The 17252-nt window shown below is 64.0% G+C and carries 15 protein-coding genes; 4 read left to right on the forward strand and 11 right to left on the reverse strand.

What is annotated here, in order from left to right; all coding sequences use genetic code 11:
• Positions 1 to 149: 149 nt before the first annotated feature.
• From recA to dapA, 6 genes are all read right to left on the reverse strand, one after another.
• A complete protein-coding gene (gene recA, locus AX725_RS13275) occupies positions 150 to 1235 on the reverse strand; it encodes a recombinase RecA (protein ID WP_060978458.1) in 1086 nt (361 codons plus the stop codon).
• 122 nt (positions 1236 to 1357) lie between these two features.
• Positions 1358 to 1702: a response regulator gene (locus AX725_RS13280; protein WP_060978457.1), complete on the reverse strand. Its 345-nt coding sequence runs from the start codon at positions 1700 to 1702 to the stop codon at positions 1358 to 1360.
• Positions 1699 to 4152: a hybrid sensor histidine kinase/response regulator gene (locus AX725_RS13285; RefSeq protein WP_082730770.1), complete on the reverse strand. Its 2454-nt coding sequence runs from the start codon at positions 4150 to 4152 to the stop codon at positions 1699 to 1701. Before AX725_RS13285 ends, AX725_RS13280 begins: the two co-directional genes overlap by 4 nt.
• Before the next feature lie 159 nt (positions 4153 to 4311).
• Complete coding sequence (locus AX725_RS13290) at positions 4312 to 4827, reverse strand: DUF2062 domain-containing protein (RefSeq protein ID WP_060978477.1); 516 nt, start codon at positions 4825 to 4827, stop codon at positions 4312 to 4314.
• 266 nt (positions 4828 to 5093) lie between these two features.
• Positions 5094 to 5576 carry an SsrA-binding protein SmpB gene (smpB, locus tag AX725_RS13295; RefSeq protein WP_060978456.1) on the reverse strand — a complete coding sequence of 161 codons (483 nt, stop codon included), beginning with the start codon at positions 5574 to 5576 and terminating at the stop codon, positions 5094 to 5096.
• Positions 5576 to 6451 carry a 4-hydroxy-tetrahydrodipicolinate synthase gene (gene dapA / locus AX725_RS13300; RefSeq protein WP_060978455.1) on the reverse strand — a complete coding sequence of 292 codons (876 nt, stop codon included), beginning with the start codon at positions 6449 to 6451 and terminating at the stop codon, positions 5576 to 5578. Before dapA ends, smpB begins: the two co-directional genes overlap by 1 nt.
• Positions 6452 to 6548: 97 nt before the next feature.
• Here dapA and AX725_RS13305 point away from each other — a divergent pair, with 97 nt between their 5' ends.
• The 3 genes from AX725_RS13305 to AX725_RS13315 all read left to right on the forward strand — a co-directional run bounded on the left by AX725_RS13305 (position 6549) and on the right by AX725_RS13315 (position 9981).
• Positions 6549 to 8600 carry a lytic transglycosylase domain-containing protein gene (locus tag AX725_RS13305; RefSeq protein WP_208597928.1) on the forward strand — a complete coding sequence of 684 codons (2052 nt, stop codon included), beginning with the start codon at positions 6549 to 6551 and terminating at the stop codon, positions 8598 to 8600.
• Between the two features lie 125 nt (positions 8601 to 8725).
• Entirely contained in the window at positions 8726 to 9214 is a 489-nt protein-coding gene (locus tag AX725_RS13310) for a GreA/GreB family elongation factor (protein WP_060978454.1), read from the forward strand.
• A 62-nt stretch (positions 9215 to 9276) separates the two neighbouring features.
• Positions 9277 to 9981 carry a hypothetical protein gene (locus tag AX725_RS13315; RefSeq protein ID WP_060978453.1) on the forward strand — a complete coding sequence of 235 codons (705 nt, stop codon included), beginning with the start codon at positions 9277 to 9279 and terminating at the stop codon, positions 9979 to 9981.
• 4 nt (positions 9982 to 9985) lie between these two features.
• Here the strand turns inward: AX725_RS13315 and AX725_RS13320 are convergent, their stop codons facing one another.
• Together AX725_RS13320 and AX725_RS13325 are read right to left on the reverse strand one after the other, a co-directional pair.
• Positions 9986 to 11419: an aldehyde dehydrogenase family protein gene (locus tag AX725_RS13320; RefSeq protein ID WP_060978452.1), complete on the reverse strand. Its 1434-nt coding sequence runs from the start codon at positions 11417 to 11419 to the stop codon at positions 9986 to 9988.
• A 144-nt stretch (positions 11420 to 11563) separates the two neighbouring features.
• Complete coding sequence (locus AX725_RS13325; protein WP_060978451.1) at positions 11564 to 13210, reverse strand: acetolactate synthase large subunit; 1647 nt, start codon at positions 13208 to 13210, stop codon at positions 11564 to 11566.
• Between the two features lie 386 nt (positions 13211 to 13596).
• Between AX725_RS13325 and AX725_RS13330 the strand changes: the two genes are divergently transcribed.
• Positions 13597 to 14364, forward strand: coding sequence for an N-acetylmuramidase family protein (locus AX725_RS13330; protein ID WP_060978450.1), 768 nt, complete (start codon positions 13597 to 13599; stop codon positions 14362 to 14364).
• Positions 14365 to 14377: 13 nt separating this feature from the next.
• Here AX725_RS13330 and AX725_RS13335 read toward each other — a convergent pair whose 3' ends face one another.
• The 3 genes from AX725_RS13335 to cysS all read right to left on the reverse strand — a co-directional run bounded on the left by AX725_RS13335 (position 14378) and on the right by cysS (position 17218).
• The gene (locus AX725_RS13335) at positions 14378 to 15322 is read right to left on the reverse strand and encodes a D-2-hydroxyacid dehydrogenase (RefSeq protein WP_060978449.1); all 945 of its coding nucleotides are present in this window, start codon (positions 15320 to 15322) and stop codon (positions 14378 to 14380) included.
• A gap of 21 nt (positions 15323 to 15343) precedes the next feature.
• Positions 15344 to 15697, reverse strand: coding sequence for a hypothetical protein (locus AX725_RS13340; protein ID WP_060978448.1), 354 nt, complete (start codon positions 15695 to 15697; stop codon positions 15344 to 15346).
• Positions 15698 to 15766: 69 nt separating this feature from the next.
• On the reverse strand, positions 15767 to 17218 hold the full coding sequence (cysS, locus tag AX725_RS13345; RefSeq protein WP_060978447.1) for a cysteine--tRNA ligase: 1452 nt from the start codon (positions 17216 to 17218) through the stop codon (positions 15767 to 15769).
• Positions 17219 to 17252 lie beyond the last annotated feature (34 nt).

Below are 17252 nucleotides of genomic sequence, written 5' to 3' on the forward strand. Positions count from 1 at the left end.
ACATAAGGCGAGTTGAAGCGAGATTGAAGCAATATATGCGCAAAAATGAAGGGACAGAGCCGCTTGCATGCTGCCCTGCCCCTTCGATCTGTTCCAACCGATTGCCCGCCCGCCCTTGCGAAACGCCAGTGGGCAAGATCCGGGGCCGATTACATATCGTCGCCGATATCGTCCTCGGCATCGGGGCCGGTCATCATCTCTTCGGCCACCTTGTCCTGCTGCCCGCGGATCAGGCCTTCGATCTTGGCCATCATCTCGGGATTTTCCTTGAGGAAATTCTTGGCATTCTCGCGCCCCTGGCCGATGCGCACCGAATCGTGGCTGAACCAGCTGCCCGCCTTCTCGACGATGCCCGCCTTGACCCCGAGATCGAGAATCTCGCCGATCTTCGAAATGCCTTCGCCATACATGATGTCGAATTCGACCTGCTTGAAAGGAGGGGCGACCTTGTTCTTGACGACCTTCACGCGCGTCGTGTTGCCGACGATATCGTCGCGGTCCTTGATCTGACCGGTGCGGCGGATGTCGAGACGCACCGACGCGTAAAACTTGAGCGCATTGCCGCCGGTGGTGGTTTCCGGATTGCCGTACATCACGCCGATCTTCATGCGCAGCTGGTTGATGAAGATCACCATGCAGCGCGAACGGCTGATCGAACCGGTCAGCTTGCGCAGCGACTGGCTCATCAGGCGCGCCTGCAGGCCGACATGGCTGTCGCCCATCTCGCCCTCGATTTCCGCACGCGGCACCAGCGCGGCGACCGAATCGACCACCAGCACGTCGATCGCGTTTGACCGCACCAAAGTATCGGTAATCTCGAGCGCCTGTTCGCCCGTATCGGGCTGTGACACGATCAGTTCGTCGATATTGACGCCAAGCTTCTTGGCATAGACCGGGTCGAGCGCGTGTTCGGCATCGACGAACGCGGCGGTGCCGCCGTTCTTCTGCGCCTCGGCGATCACGTGCAGCGCGAGCGTGGTTTTGCCCGAACTTTCAGGACCGTAGATCTCAATCACGCGACCGCGCGGCAGTCCGCCGACGCCCAGTGCGATGTCGAGGCCGAGCGAGCCGGTCGAGATCGCCTCGACCTGCATCGCCTCCTTGGAGCCCAGCCGCATCGCCGACCCCTTGCCAAAGGCCCGGTCGATCTGAGCCAGCGCTGCATCGAGCGCCTTTTGCCTGTCCATGGATTTTGCCTCTTTTTCGGTCTGGATGAGTTTAAGCTGCCCGGCCATTGCCATGCCCTTTCCTGCCTAATTGCTCCGGACCTCCGGCGCAACGACTCAGTGATGTACCCAATCTGTTCTTCTGGAACAGTTAGGGAACATTGCCGCAGAACGCAAGGGCAAAACGCGTGTCAGATGCGCGCTAGCACCGCCTCGAGCGACGCCAGCGTATAGGGCTTGGGCAAGGTGGGTGCGGATGCGTGTTCGGGCGGGATGGTGTCGCCGCCCCCGGTCGCGAAGATATAGGGCACACCGACCTCGCGCAGCGCATCGGCGAGCGGCCAGACCTTGTCGCGCCCCAGGTTGACGTCGAGGATCGCAGCATCGAATCCGCCGGCCTGCACCGCTGCCAGCCCATCTTCCAGGCTGGCAACCATCGCCGCAATCTGGTGACCGGCGAGGTCGATGAAATCTTCAAGCAGCATCGCAATCATCGCCTCGTCCTCGGCGATCAGGAAGGTCCTGCACTCAGTCACGTCCGTAGCTTTCCTTCATTCGCTGGGGCCTGGTTCGGCGGAGGCGCCGATGCGGCGAGCGCGCCGTGCACGGCATCGACAATCTGCGCAACCGAAAACGGCTTGGGCAGAAAGTGCACCTGGTCGATCGATATGCTCTGGCGCAGCGTTTCCTCGGCATAGCCAGACATGAATAGGATCGGCAGGCCAGGCATGCGCTTGCGCATCTCGACCGCCATGCCGGGCCCGTCCAAATTGGGCATCACGACATCGCTGACGACGAGGTCGAACGGCCCGCTATCGCCGAGCCGCTCGAGCCCGTCCTCGCCATCGCTCGCGGTGACGACGGTAAAGCCCTGGCGCGTCAGCGCCCGTTCGGCGACCGCGCGGACCATGTCCTCGTCCTCGACCAGCAGCAGCCGCGCATGGCCCCATTGGCCTGGATTGACCTTGGTGGTCTGCTTGCGGCTGCGCTGTTCGACCGCGCCGCCGCGATAGACCGGAAAATAGATCGAGAAGGTCGTGCCCTGGCCAGGTTCGGAATCGACGAAGATATAGCCGCCCGACTGCTTGACGATGCCGTACACGGTCGAAAGCCCCAGGCCGGTACCCTTGCCGACCTCCTTGGTGGTGAAGAACGGCTCGAAGATGCGCGCCTGCACGTCAGGCGGCATGCCGGTGCCGCCATCCTCCACCAGGATCGCGCTGTAATCGTCGACCGGCAGGATATCGCTGTTCATCGCGCGGACATCGGCTGCGGTCACCTTGCGCGTGCGGATGGTCAGCGTGCCGCCCGGTGGCCGTTTTGCAAGCATCGCATCGCGCCCGTTGACCGCAAGGTTGACGATCACCTGTTCAAGCTGACCGGGATCGGCGCGGACCGGACCGAGATTGCGGTCATGCTGCACCTCGAGCACGATCTTCTCGCCGATCAGCCGCTTCAACAGCTCCGAGGTGTCGGAGACGATATCGGGCAGCTGCAGCACCTGCGGCCGCAGCGTCTGCTGGCGCGAGAAGGCGAGCAGATGCCGGGTCAGCGAGGCGGCGCGGTTCGAATTGCTGCGAATCTGCTGGATGTCGTCATAATCGCTGTCGCCGGGGCTGTGCCGCATCAGCATCAGGTCGCAATGGCCGATGATCGCGGTCAGCACATTGTTGAAATCATGCGCGACGCCGCCCGCGAGCTGGCCGATCGCCTGCATCTTGCTCGCCTGCGCGACCTGGCGCTTGAGGCGGCTTTCCTCGCTGTTATCCTTGACCGAGAGCAGCACCGCAGCATCGCCCATGCCGCGCAGGCTGGCGAGCGAGAGCGTCACCGGCTCGTCGGGCTGATTGCGCAGACGCAGCGCGACATCGCCCGCCATCGCCTGGCCGCTGGCATGGCGGCGCACCGCATCGGCTATCGCGCCCTTGTCCTCGCGCACGACGAGGTCGCCCGGATAGGGCGGCAATTCGGCCTCGGTAATCCCCGCCGCGCGCAGGAAGGCATCATTGGCGAACAGGAAGCGCCCGTCGCGATCGGTCATTGCCAGGCCCACGGGCAGCAGCCCGAGCAGCGTCTGGACATAGCCGAGCGCGGTGCCCTTATCCATGCCCGCCGGATCCTCATCGATCAGCACGACCAGCGCAGGCGCCTTCTCGCGCTCGGCAGGATCAGTGACCTGCAGCGGATCGACCAGCGGCAGGTGGAACAACCGAAGCGGCACGCCCTTGCGGCCTTCGCGCTCGAAATAGATGCGGTTGCGCTCGTCGGCGCGCAGGAAGCTTGCGAGATCGCGCCCGACGATATTGCCGGCCTCGGCCCCGGCGGCACGCGCGGCAAAGGCGCTGTTGGCAGCGCGGATGCGACCTTCGGGGCTGATCGCGGCGGCCATGAAGCCGCCCTCACCCAGCGCGCGGCCCGGACGTCCGACGAGCATCGCATCGGCCTCAACCGCGAGATCGTGCCGTGCGACCGGTTCGAACTTCCACAGCAGATAATCCTGCCCGCGCCCGACACGGCGCACCTGGGCATCGATGGGCACGCCGGCGGCGACGAGCCCCCCGGCCCTGCCCTCGCCATCGCGCCAGGCGGCGCGTCCCGCCTCGGCAAGCAGGTCGCCGCCCTGACCGGCCAGCGACAATTTCGGCGGCACCATCTCGGCACCGAACTGGTCGATGAAGCGCTGGTTGGCGCAGATCATCCGCCCTGCCTCGTCGGTAATGGCAATCGCGATCGTCGGGTGGTCGGTCGCGGCAAAGGTCACCGACCAGTCAGGCATCGTGCGCTGCACGTCGCTGCGCGGCGGAAACTGGTGACGCACCAGCAGGATCAGCGAAGCCAGCGCGACCAGACCGCCGGCGAACAGCGCCAGCGGCACCCAGTCACCCAGCGCAAGCCAGATCAGCGCGCCGCTGACGGCGAGACCGCCGATGATGATCAGCGCGGTAATGCGGGCGTCGGGACTGTCGGGATCGGGCAGTGCAGGCAACCATTCCGGCCAGTCAAGGTCGGGTCGGGCACGGGTGGTGGTCAAGGTCGTCGCATCCCCCTGGCGTGGCGAACTCGCTCACTGTTCAGGTGATCGACGCTAGCGCAAACAACATCGCGTTACAAATTGCAGTTTGGCGCAAATACCAGCGCGGAGCGATCAGGGGTGGCGCACGCGGGCCAGTCTGCGCCGACGCTTGCCGGCGATCCAGATGCGCCAGCCGATCGCGCTGGCGACATAGCCGATCGCCGCCATCACGATGGCCAGCACAACGAGGCCAAAAGCGGTGATCGAGGCGGCGCCGGTCAGCCATTCCATCCAGGTTTCGACATGCGGCTGGTTGAGCGCGGTCGCCACCGGTTGGCCAAAGGTCGAGGCATCGACGCGCAGGATGAAGCTGCCAACATGATAAGCCGCCACCCAGAGCAGCGGCGTGGTGAACGGATTGGTGATGAAGGTCGTCAGCGCGGCGACAGGAACATTGGCGCGGAACGGCAGCGCGAGCAGCGCCGCGCCGAAGATTTGCGCGATCGGCAGAATCACGCCGACCAGCACGCCCAAAGCCACGCCGCGCGGTACCGACCGCCGGGTAAATCGCCACAGCTCGGAACGAAGCACGCGCGCAGCAAAAGGCCGGATGAAGCGGTTCTGCTCCATACTTTCGCGTGTCGGCATGTTGCGACCAACCCAGCGGGTGAAACGGCCTTCCGTCAACTCCAAAACCCTATGCCCTTTGCTGTCCGCTGCCAGCGACAGGGCCCATGTGGGAGCGCCGCCGCAAAAGGCCATAGCCCCCAACGGATTAAAACGACGTTTACCAGATTCGAAATCACCGAATCGGGCTGCGACCCCGTTCGAGCACGCCCCATAGCGCGCCGCGGTGATCTGGCACACGCGATCTTATGAAGCGAGGTTAATTTTCGACAGGCGGAGAGAGCCGTTTATCCCCGATCGCGCAGCAGCCGCCCCTGTTCGCGCTTCCATTCGCGTTCCTTGGTCGCCGCGCGCTTGTCGGGCGCTTTCTTGCCCTTGGCGAGCGCGAGTTCGACCTTGGCACGGCCGCGGCCGTTGAAGAAGATCGACAGCGGGACGAGCGTCATCCCCTGGCGCGCGACCGCGCCGTGCAGCTTGGCGATCTCGCGCGCGTGGAGCAGCAGCTTGCGCGGGCGCTTGGGCTCGTGGTTGAAGCGGTTGCCATGGCTGAATTCGGGGATGTTCGAATTGATCAGCCAGACCTGCTCGTCGCTGACCTCGGCATAGCTTTCCGCGATCGATCCCTCGCCGAATCGCAGCGACTTGACCTCGGTGCCGGTGAGCGCGATCCCCGCCTCGTAGACCTGATCGATGGCATAATCGTAGCGCGCGCGCCGGTTCTCGGCGACGATCTTCTTCTTGTCGAACGTCTCGGGCTTGGGCCGCGCCATCAGATCAGCCCGGCATGGACCAAAGCGGCGTCGACCGCCTTGCGGCTCTTCTTGTCGGGCGGGGTCATCGGCAGCCTGAGATCGGGAAGGAAATCGGGCCGCACGCGGTGCAGCGCATATTTGACCGGGCCGGGCGAGGCATCGGAGAACATCGCCGAATGGAGCGGATAGAGCCGGTCGTTAAGCGCGAGCGCGGTCTTGTAATCGCCCTTGGCCAGCGCAGCCTGGAACTGCGCGCAAAGCGCCGGGGCGACGTTCGCGGTCACCGAGATGCAGCCGACGCCGCCCATTGCGCGATGGCCCAGCGCCAGTTCGTCATTGCCCGACAGCTGGCAGAATTTCTTGCCGCACTGCGCGCGCTGGGCGCTGACGCGCTCGAGATCGCCGGTCGCGTCCTTGACGCCGATGATCGTCGGAAAGCGCGAGAGCTTGGCCATGGTCTCGACCTTGATGTCGGTGACCGTGCGCGCTGGCACGTTGTAGAGCATGATCGGCAGGTCGCACGCCTCGGTCAGCGCCTTGAAATGCGCGCGAACGCCGTCCTGGCCGGGGCGGTTGTAATAAGGCGGCACAACCAGCGCGGCGCTCGCGCCGGCCTTTTTCGCATTGAGCATATGACCGATCGCGACATTGGTGTCGTTCGATCCGCAACCCGCGATCACCGGCACGCGCCCTGCCGCCTGCTCGACGCAGACGCGCACGACATAGTCATGCTCCTCGATCGACATGGTCGCCGCCTCGCCGGTTGTGCCGCAGGGGACCAGGCCGGAACTGCCGTTGTCGATCTGCCAGTCGATCAGCGCGCGGAAGGCAGGCTCGTCAAACGCTCCGTCGCGGAAGGGCGTCGCAAGGGCCGGAATTGAGCCGGAAAACATCGGGTAGCTCCTTTACCTTGCCCGCAAATCAGGCAAGAACAATCCATTCGCACACAAGGTTGCGTGTTCAGCGCCTGATAAGGATCGAAAGCGCATCATGTCCAGCATGGTTTCACGAATTGCTATTGCGCGGCGCACCGCCGTGCTGCTCGCCCTGCCCCTGCTGGGCGTCCCTGCCGCCTGTCTCGCCAGCGACCAGACCTCCGATTATGCCGCCGTGCCCAGCCGCAGCGGCGATGGCAGCGACTGGGATCGCGCCCGCGCCAACCTGCTCCAGTCGATGCCGACGGACATGTCGGGGACGATCGCCAACTGGCGTGCGCTGACCACCACGCCGAACAACTATACCTTCTCGACCTTCGCTAGCTTCCTCATCTCCAACCCCGGCTGGCCCGACGAGGACAAGATGCGCCGCAATGCCGAGCAGGCGCTGGGTGCAGGCCCCGCCGCGCCGCAGGAGGTGGTCGCCTATTTCAACCGCTTTGCGCCGCTGACCAATGTCGGCCGCGCGCGCTATGCCATGGCGCTCGACGCGGTGGGTCAGCGCGATGCCGCGCGCGGAGTTGCGGTCGCCGCCTGGCGTGGCGGCACGATGATGCCCGAAGACAAGGCGATGCTGTCCAGCCGCTTCGCCACCGACTTCACCGCCGCCGATCACGACGCGCGGATGGATGCGCTGCTCTGGGCGAAAGCGACGCCCGATGCCGAGGAGCAGTTCGGCTATGTATCGCCTGCGCGCCGCGCGGTGTTCGCGGCGCGGCTCGCGATGCTCAAGAACCTGCCCGATGCCGATGCGCTCGCCGGATCTCTCGGTGCAGAAGCGATGGCCGATGCGGGCTATGTCGCGCAGCGCGCCAGGCGGCTGGTCGATACCGGCAACTGGACACTGGCGCGGCAGATGCTCGGCAGCCGGCCCGCGCTGCAATACCGCCCGGTCAATGCCGAAAGCTGGTACGAGCTGCTGCTGAGCCAGGCGCGCGCGGCGCAGAATGACGGGCAATATGGGCTCGCCTTCGACATCGCATCGAAGGTCGATGATGCCTTCCCGACCGGTCACGACATTTCGGACGAAAGCCTTGGCGTTCGCGATGATTATACCAGCCTGACCTGGCTGGCAGGCACAGTGGCGCTGCAGAATCTGGGGCGTCCGCGCGATGCGATCGGCATGTTCGCACGCTATGGCGGCGGCGCACGCACCCCGCAGACGCGCTCCAAGGGCTTTTACTGGGCTGGGCGCGCGGCAGCGGTCGCGGGCGACCAGGCCGAGGCGATGCGCTATTTCGAAATGGCAGCCGCCTATCCCGACCATTATTACGGTCAGCTCGCCACCGAACGGCTGGGCCGCGAGATTCCGCCGTTCGCCACTGCGCCGCGCGTCCAGGTGAGCGCGGTCGAGCGCGGGCGCTTCAACGCCAGCTCGCTGGTCCAGGCGACGCAGGCGATCTCGCGCAGCGGCGACTGGCCGACCCAGCGGCGCTTTTTCGGCGCGGTGGCTGCCGCTGCCAAGACCCCAGAAGAGCATGTGCTCGCCACCGAACTCGCACGGCAGATCGGGCGGCGCGACCTTGCGGTCATCGTCGGCCAGGCAGCGCGCGCCAAGGGTGTCGATGACCTGCAATCGGTCGCCTTCCCGCAGATGCCCGTGCCGCCCGGCGCGCTGAGCAGCTGGACGATGATCCACGCGATCACCCGCCAGGAAAGCCAGTATGCCCCCAATGCGGTCAGCCATGCAGGAGCCCGCGGGCTGATGCAGCTGATGCCCGGCACCGCGCGCGAACAGGCGGGGAAGATGGGGCTGAGCTATTCGCTCGGCGCGCTGACCGACGATACCGGATACAATATCCAGCTCGGCGCGGGCTATTTTGCCCGCATGATGGACTATTTCGGCGGCAGCTATCCCTTGGCCGTCGCGGCGTACAATGCGGGTCCCGGCAATGTGAACAAATGGCTGCGCGCGAATGGCGACCCGCGTACGGGTGGCATCGATATCGTAGAATGGGTCGAGCGCATCCCGATCTTCGAGACGAAAAACTATGTCCAGCGGGTGCTCGAGAACGCGGTCGTCTATGACGTCATGCACCCCGAGCGCGCCACGATGCGGGGCAAGGACAAGCTCAGTCGGTATCTGGGCAAGAACACGCCGGGCTGATGCTTCCACCGTCATGCTGAACTTGTTTCAGCATCCATCGTGCCGCGCTGACCGGAGGCGCAATCGGCAAAATGGACCCTGAAACAAGTTCAGGGTTACGAAATTTGCCGTTATGTGGCGAGGCCATGGACCGCCCTAACTACATCACCCCGCAAGGCTATGCCGCATTGAAGGCACGCTATGACCAGTTGCTCAGCGTCGAGCGCCCGGCCATTGTCGAGATCGTCAGCTGGGCGGCGGGCAATGGCGACCGCAGCGAGAATGGCGACTATCTCTATGGTCGCAAGCGCATGCGCGAGATCGACCGCGAACTCAATCGGCTCGCCCGCAAGATGAAGGCCGCGCGCGTCATCGACCCGGCGACGCAGAGCGACAAGAGCCGCGTCTGGTTCGGCGCCGAGGTCGATATCGCCGACGAGGACGACAACTGGCGCACGCTCACCCTGGTCGGCGATGACGAGCAGGATGCGGGCGCAGGCCGCATCGGCTGGAGCTCTCCTCTCGCCCGCGCGCTCAAGGGCGCTGCGCTGGGTGATCTGCGGACCGTGCAGCTGCCAGCAGGGGCGAAGGAATATGAGGTGATGGCAATCCGTTATCCTGCCGGCGGCAACTGATCGGCGTTGAAACCTTCACCACGGCTGTTAGACCTGTCCGCCTGATCTGGGGGGATTTCGCCATGGACTTCATGGGATTGCTGCGTTCGGTCGAGGACATATTGTTCGAGATCGTCAGCTGGCTGTATTTCTATCCGCGCACCTTTCTGCTCTCGCTGTTCCGGCCGACAAAGATGATGGCCTATGCCGATGACGAGCTCGATGATCGGCCGCAGCAGCGTTATGAAAGCACGATCAACCCGCCCGTCTTCCTGATGATCACCATCGCGTTGGCGAGCACGGTAAGCGATGCGATCATCGGGCCGGAAGCGGTCAAGGAGGCGATGCGCACCAGTCCCGAGTTCCTGAAGGACTGGAAGAACGATCTGATGTTCACCGCCTTCATCTTCAGCGTGTATCCGCTGGTGCTGGCGATGGACCTGCTACGGCATCGCAAGATCGCTATCGATCGTGTCTCGCTGCGCCCGCCTTTCTACAGCCAGTGCTTCGTCGCCGCACCGTTCGGCCTCGCCAACTATGTCGCGCTCGCGTTCATGAGCGACACGACCTACGAATACGAGATCATGGGCGCCTATTATGACGGGATGTATATCGGCTTCCCGATCTTCCTCGCGACCCTGATCTGGTACACGGTGCTCCAGACGCGTTGGTTCGTTCGCGAACTCGGTGTCTCCACCCTCAAGGGCATCTGGATCGCCGCCTTTGCGATCTTCAAGGGCTTTTTCGTGACATCGACGATCATGCTGCTGCTTCTGGGAGACGGCTGATCGCTCAGCCGCCCCGGATCAGCAAGTTGCGGATCTCGGTCATGTCTTCCATCGCGAAGCGGATGCCTTCGCGGCCAAGCCCCGAGTCCTTCACCCCGCCATAGGGCATGTTGTCGATACGGAAGCTGGGCACGTCGTTGATCACAACCCCGCCCACGTCCAGGTGGTCCCAGCAATCGAACATCTTGAACAGGTCGCGGGTGAACACGCCCGCCTGCAGCCCGAACTTGCTGTTGTTCACCTCGGCCATTGCCGCCTTGAAATCGGTGAATTTGGAGAGCACCGCGACCGGGCCGAACGCCTCTTCGGTAACTATCCTCGCATCGTGCGGCACGTTCTCGAGCAGCGTCGCTTCGAGCATCGCCCCGTCGCGCTTGCCGCCGCACAGCAGCGTGCCGCCCTTGGCCACCGCCTCCTGCACCCAGCCGTCGAGCCGCGAGGCTTCCTTCTCGTGGATCATCGGGCCGATGAACGTGTCGCGGTCCTTGGGGTCGCCCGCGATCAGCGTCGCGGTCTTTGCCACCAGCATGTCGCGGAACCGGTCATAGACATCGGCATGGATCAGGATGCGCTGCACGCCGATGCAGCTCTGGCCCGACTGGTAGAACGCGCCGAAGATCACGCGCTCCATCGCGTCGTCGAGATTGGCGTCGGCATCGATGATCACCGCCGCATTGCCGCCCAGTTCCAGCACGACCTTCTTCTTGCCGCACCGCGCCTTCAGGTCCCAGCCCACATCGGGCGATCCGGTGAAGGACAAGAGTTTGAGCCGATCGTCGGTGGTGAACAGGTCCGCGCCGTCGCGGCTGGCGGGCAGGATCGAGAACGCGCCCTTGGGCAGGTTCGTTTCGGCCAGCACCTCGCCCATGATGATCGCGCCCAGCGGAGTGCGGCTCGCCGGCTTCATCACGAACGGGCAGCCGACCGCGATTGCCGGCGCGATCTTGTGCGCGGCGAGATTGAGCGGAAAGTTGAACGGCGAGATGAACGAGCACGGGCCGATCGGCACGCGCTTCCACATGCCGCGATAGCCCTTGGCGCGCGGGCTGATGTCCATGGTCTGGACCTCGCCCGTCATCCGCACCGATTCCTCGGCGGCGATGCGGAAGGTGTCGATCAGGCGGCTGACCTCGCCCTCTGAGTCCTTGATCGGCTTGCCAGCCTCGACGCACAGCGCATAGGCGAGCTCGTCGGCGCGCTCCTTGAAGCGCGTGACGCAATGGTTGAGCACATTCTGCCGCTCGTAGCTCGGCATCGCCGCCATCGCTTCCGAGGCTTCGACTGCGCCTGCGATCCCCGCATCGATCGTCGCCGCATCGGCCTGCGCCACCCGGAACGCGACCTCGCCGGTGAACTTGTCGGTCACCTCCAGATCGGTGTTCGGCTGCTGCGCCTCATTGTTGAGATAGAGCGGGTAGACGGTTTTAAGGGTGGTCATGTGCTGATCCCATAAAGCCCTCTCCCCTTCAGGGGAGAGGGTTGGGAGAGGGGACCGCCCTCTCCCGTTACAATGAAAGGGCAAGCGGGGCGCATTCCCCCCTCCCCGACCCTCCCCCCTGGAGGAGAGAGGGAGTGCGCTGGCCTAAAGCTCCTTCGCCATCTTCTTGATGTCGATGTTCAAGATCTGGTCGTTCTCCGAATAGTCAACCGGACAATCGATGAGATGCACGCCAGGCGTGTCGCGCGTATGCGCGAGCAGCTGCTTCAGATGCTCGGCGCTTTCGACGCGATAGCCGTTGGCACCGTAAGCTTCGGCATATTTGACGAAATCGGGGTTGCCATAGGTCAGGCCCCAGTCCTTGAAGCCCATGTTCGCCTGCTTCCAGCGGATCATGCCATAGCTGTTGTCGTTGAGGATCAGCACGGTCATGTTGAGCCCCAGCCGGACGGCGGTCTCCATCTCCTGGCTGTTCATCATAAAGCCGCCATCGCCGCAGATCGCCAGCACCTTGCGGTCGGGATAGACCATCGACGACATCATCGCGCTCGGCAGCCCCGCGCCCATGGTCGCAAGCGCGTTGTCGAGCAGCACGGTGTTGGGACGATAGGCGCAATAGCCGCGCGCGAACCAGATCTTGTACACGCCATTGTCGAGGCAGATGATGCCGTCATCGGGCATGGCGTTGCGGATTTCCTGAACGAGATAGGGCGGGAAGATCGGGAAGCGCGCGTCCTCGGCCAGCTTGTTGGTGTGCTCCAGCTCCGCCTTGCGATAATCCAGCATATGGTCGAACTTCCACCCGCCATTGGGGACGATGTCTTCCTTCATCTGCCAGATCGCATTGGCGATGTCGCCGATCACCTCGATCTCGGGGAAATAGACCGGGTCGACCTCCGCCGTCTTGGTCGAGACATGGATCACCGGCGTGCCGCCCGGCTGCATGAAGAAGGGCGGCTTCTCGATCACGTCATGGCCGATATTTACGATCAGGTCCGCAGCCTCGACCGCGCGGTGCACGAAATCGCCCGCCGACAGCGCGGCGCAGCCCAGGAACTTGGGGTGGCGCTCGTCGATCACGCCCTTGCCGAGCTGCGTCGTCAGGAACGGGATTCCGGTCTTTTCGATGAACTGCAGCAGCATGCGGCTGGTCATCGTGCGGTTGGCGCCGGCCCCGATCACCAGGATCGGCGACCTGGCCTGCTCGAGCGCGGTGACCGCAGCGCGGATCGATTTCTTGTCCGCATTCGGACGCCGGGTCGAGCTGGGCTTCAAGGGCACCGACTCGGTCTTTTCCTCGGCAATATCCTCGGGGAATTCGATATGCGCCGCACCCGGCTTTTCCTCCTCGGCCAGGCGGAAGGCTTCGCGCACGCGGCTTGGGATATTGTCGGCGCTGGCAAGCTGGTGGGTGAACTTGGTGATCGGCTTCATCATGTCGACCACGTCGAGAATCTGGAACCGGCCCTGCTTGGATTTCTTGATCGGCTTCTGGCCTGTGACCATCAGCATCGGCATGCCGCCGAGCTGCGCATAGGCGGCGGCGGTGACGAAATTGGTCGCGCCGGGGCCCAAGGTCGCCATGCAGACGCCCGCCTTGCCGGTATGGCGGCCATAGGTCGCGGCCATGAAGCCTGCGCCCTGTTCGTGCCGGGTGAGGATCAGCTTGATCTTGGTCGACCGGCTGAGCGAGTCGAGCATGTCCAGATTTTCCTCGCCGGGAACGCCGAAGATATACTCGACGCCCTCTGCCTCAAGGCACTGGACAAACAGATCGGATGCTTTGGTCATGGAATTTCCTCCCCCGGAAGCCGAAAGTGGCTCGTCGTTGCATTCGTGCGACCGAAAGGATGTCCAGGCGGCGCTTGCTGCTTGTTTACGCCCGGGCGGAACCGCTCGTTACCGGCATGGCATCCGCCTTCCATGCTGGCTGTGACGCAAGGCATAACCCCAATTTTTGCCCAAGTCACCCGCCAAAAGTGCGGCCTTCCCCTCCGTCTCAGCGGGACGGGTTCCGCCCGACATCAATGGAACATATAAAGAACATTTGACTTGGAATGTTGGGGAGCGACGCGTAGCCTGTCCGATTACCCCTCAGAATTTTGCAGGCCAGACGCGGTTCGTGGCGGGGGGCTCACCGTGTTTACCTGCACCCTACCCGTTGGAGAGTAGACATCATGAACCGTGCACCTGTCTTTTCTGCCATCAAGTCGCTGCGCCAGGGCAAGGCATTTTCGCCGGCCGAGGTTATCGCCATCGACAGCCTGCTGGACACGCTCGGCATCGCCCCCGCTTCGAACGGTGCGGCGACCCCGATAGCGATCGGCCTGACTCTCGCCGACTTCCGGACCGCCGCCGCAACCCTTGGCTGCACCAGCGCGCAGATCCGCGCGGTGTGGGAGGTGGAAAGCGGCGGCGGCTGGTTCACGGACGTGCGTTCCGATATCCTCGCGCTCGATGGCCCCGGCGGCTTTCTGGACGGTCCGCATCTGCCCAAGATCCTGTTCGAAGCGCATGTCTTCGATCGCCAGACCGCTGGCAGATATCGCCACAGCCACCCCAATCTCTCGAGCAGGGTCTGGAACCGCAAGCTCTATATCGGTGGCCAGGGCGAATATGTGCGGCTGTGGAAGGCGATGCAGCTCGACCGCCACGCTGCCCTGATGTCCGCCTCGGTCGGCGGCGCGCAGATCATGGGCTTCAACCACAGGCTCGCAGGGTTCGACACGGTCGAAGCCTATTGGGAGGCGATGAAGGTGTCAGAGGCAGCGCATCTCCGGGCCTTTGCCACGTTTATCGAGAACCGGGGACTGGTGAAGGCGCTGAAGGCGGTCAGCAACAACCCCGAGGACTGCATCGCCTTTGCCCGGGGCTATAACGGACCCGGCTATGCCCGGAACAATTACCATGTGAAGATCGCGCAGGCCCATGCCAGATATGCGTGAGCCACGGTGACGATCAGTAGCCCAGCGCCAGGTCGACCTCGTTGACCAGCATCTCCCCGCGCACGAACCGCCCGAGATTCTCGGCGAACAGCGCGGCCGAGCGCTGGAACATCCGCGTCTGCGCCCGGCCCGACAGGTGCATCGAGATCTGCACATTTGGCAGCGTCCACAGCTCGTGGCCGGCGGGCAGCGGCTCGGGCGTGGTCACGTCGAGAAACGCACCCGCGATGGTCCTGGCCTTGAGCGCGTCGATCAGCGCATCCTGATCGACGCATTCGCCGCGCGCGATATTCACCAGGATCGCGCTGTCCTTCATCGCCGCCAGTTCGTCCGCGCCGATCAGCGCATCGGTCTCGCGGGTCGAGGGCGTGGCGATCACCACCCAGTCATAGTCGCCGATCTTGCCGCGCCATTCTTCCGCGCCCAATATGCCGTCTTCAGGCCGCGCGGTGCGGGCGACGCCGGTGACGTCCACGCCAAAGCCTTTCAGCCGGTCTCCGATCGCAGACCCGATCGCGCCATAGCCGATGATCAGCGCGCGTGTTTCATCGAGCTCGACCGTGCCTGGCGACGCCCAGAGCCATTCACGCCGGTCGGCCGCACGCACGACATCGGCATAGCCCTTGGCCATGCTGAGCATGCCGAGCACCGCATATTCGGCGACGGCGATGGTGTTGACCCCGACGCCATTCGTGACCCGGGTACCGCGCTTCATGAGCTGTTCGACGGGAAAATGATCGAGCCCGGCATAGAGCGTCGACACCCATTGCAGCTTTTCGCCCGCCGCGATGATGTCGCGCATCGCCTGCTTGTCGTGCATGTCGACCCAGGCGATGTCCGCATCGAAAACCTCGCGCAGCGCTTCTTCGGCCGAGCCGATCCAGACGACCTGCATGCCTTCGGGAATCACGCCCTCGATCAGCGGGCGCACGAGCGCGGAAATCACGGCCTTGGTCATGCTCTCTCCCCAACCTGTATTCTATCTCCAGGCTAGATAGGCGGATGCGGCGAGAACTGGCAAGGCGACAAAATCGGTGATCGCAATCGCTTGGAGATGCGGCGGACCTCCCGCCAGCCGATACAGGACCAGAAAAGACAGCATGCTGACGCCGGTGGTTAAAACGGCCAGTCTGCGCACGCCGGGATCGAACGCAGCCCAGAGGCAAATGACGCAAATGCACAGGAACAGCGCGGCGCGATGCTGCACCAGCAGAAAGGCCGGGTCGCCTGGGCTGATGCCATAAAGCCGCGAAAGCAGGCTGGGCCGCACCAGCGCAAGAGCCGGACCGGTGTGGACCAATGCGAGGAGGCTCCAGAGCAAACGTTCGAACATGCCCGCACCATAGCCGGTGCGCGGCGCGGCGCGATTACCTCGAGGGTAACCGGCAGGAACTCGGGTCGATCAGGCTTCGATCCGCCACTCCCATCCGAGCGGGTCGCCATCCATCACCTCTACACCTGCCGCGACCAGCTCGTCGCGGATCGCATCGGAGGCGGCGAAATTCTTGTCTGCCCGCGCCTCCTTGCGCAGCTTGAGCATATGCTCGATCCGGGCTTCATCGATATTCGCTGCGGCCGGGCGGAGGCGCAGGTCGGCGCGTTCCAGGGCCAGCAGATCGAGCCCCAGAACCGCGTCCATCGCGGCGATAGCGGCGAGACGCTGCCCGGCATCGACCTTCTTCTGCGCCAGAACGTCGTCGAGCACGGTCAGCGCCTTGGCGGTATTGAGATCATCGGACACCGCTGCGCCGAAATCGGCGAGCAGCTGTTGCAGACGTGGATGTTCCACCGTCCCGGCCATCTCTGCCTGACCCCGCAGCGCCGCGACCGCCATCACCAGCCGCTTCAGCCGGGTCAGCGCGGCGAGCAGATTGTCCCAGCTGAACTCCAGCTCGCTGCGATAGTGCGCCTGCAGGCACATCAGCCGATAGGCGAGCGGGTGGATACCCTTGGCCACCAGCAGCGGCAGGCGCAGGAATTCGCCGCTCGACTTGGACATCTTGCCTGTCCGGTCGATCAGGAAATTATTGTGCATCCAGAAGCGCGCGCCGCTGCCGTGCGAGCAGGCATAGGCCTGGTTCTGCGCGATCTCGTTGGGATGGTGGATTTCGCGATGGTCGATCCCGCCGGTATGGATGTCGAACGGAAAGCCGAGCAGCGCCTCGCTCATTACCGAGCATTCGAGATGCCAGCCGGGCGCCCCCTTACCCCAAGGTGAGTCCCATTCCATCTGCCGCGTCTCGCCCTCGGGCGTCTTGCGCCAGATGGCGAAGTCCTGCGCGTTGCGCTTGCCCTCGACCGCCTCGATCCGCCCCTCGCCCGCCTCGGTCGCCGCGCGCGCCAGCGATCCGTAATCGCTGACCGTCGACACGTCGAAATACAGGCCGCTGGGCAGTTCGTAGCAATGCTTGTCCGCGATCGACTTGGCGAACTCGATCATTTTGGGCACATAATCGGTCGCGATCGACCATTCCGCCGGCTGGCGGATGTTGAGCGCCTTGATGTCTTCCCAGAACGCCTCGGTATAATGGCGGGCAATGTCCCAGATCGATTGCGCCTTTTCCGCCGCTGCCTTTTCCAGCTTGTCCTCGCCGTCATCGGCATCGTCGGTGAGATGCCCGACATCGGTGATGTTGATGATATGCTTGAGCGCAAAGCCCTTGAAGCTCAGCACGCGCCCCAGCGTGTCCGCAAAGACATAGGCACGCATATTGCCGAGATGCGCGTAGTTATAGACCGTCGGCCCACAGCTATAGACCCGCGCTTCGCCGGGATGGACCGGCTCGAACGCTTCGAACGAACGGGTGAGGCTGTTGAACAGCATCAGCGGGGCGGTATCTGCAGGGCTCGTCATGCCCCAGCCATTGCCTGCAAAAAGCGCGGGCCGT

The organism is Blastomonas sp. CCH9-A1 (assembly GCF_001557175.1).
GTDB classification, from domain to species: Bacteria; Pseudomonadota; Alphaproteobacteria; order Sphingomonadales; family Sphingomonadaceae; genus Blastomonas; species Blastomonas delafieldii_A.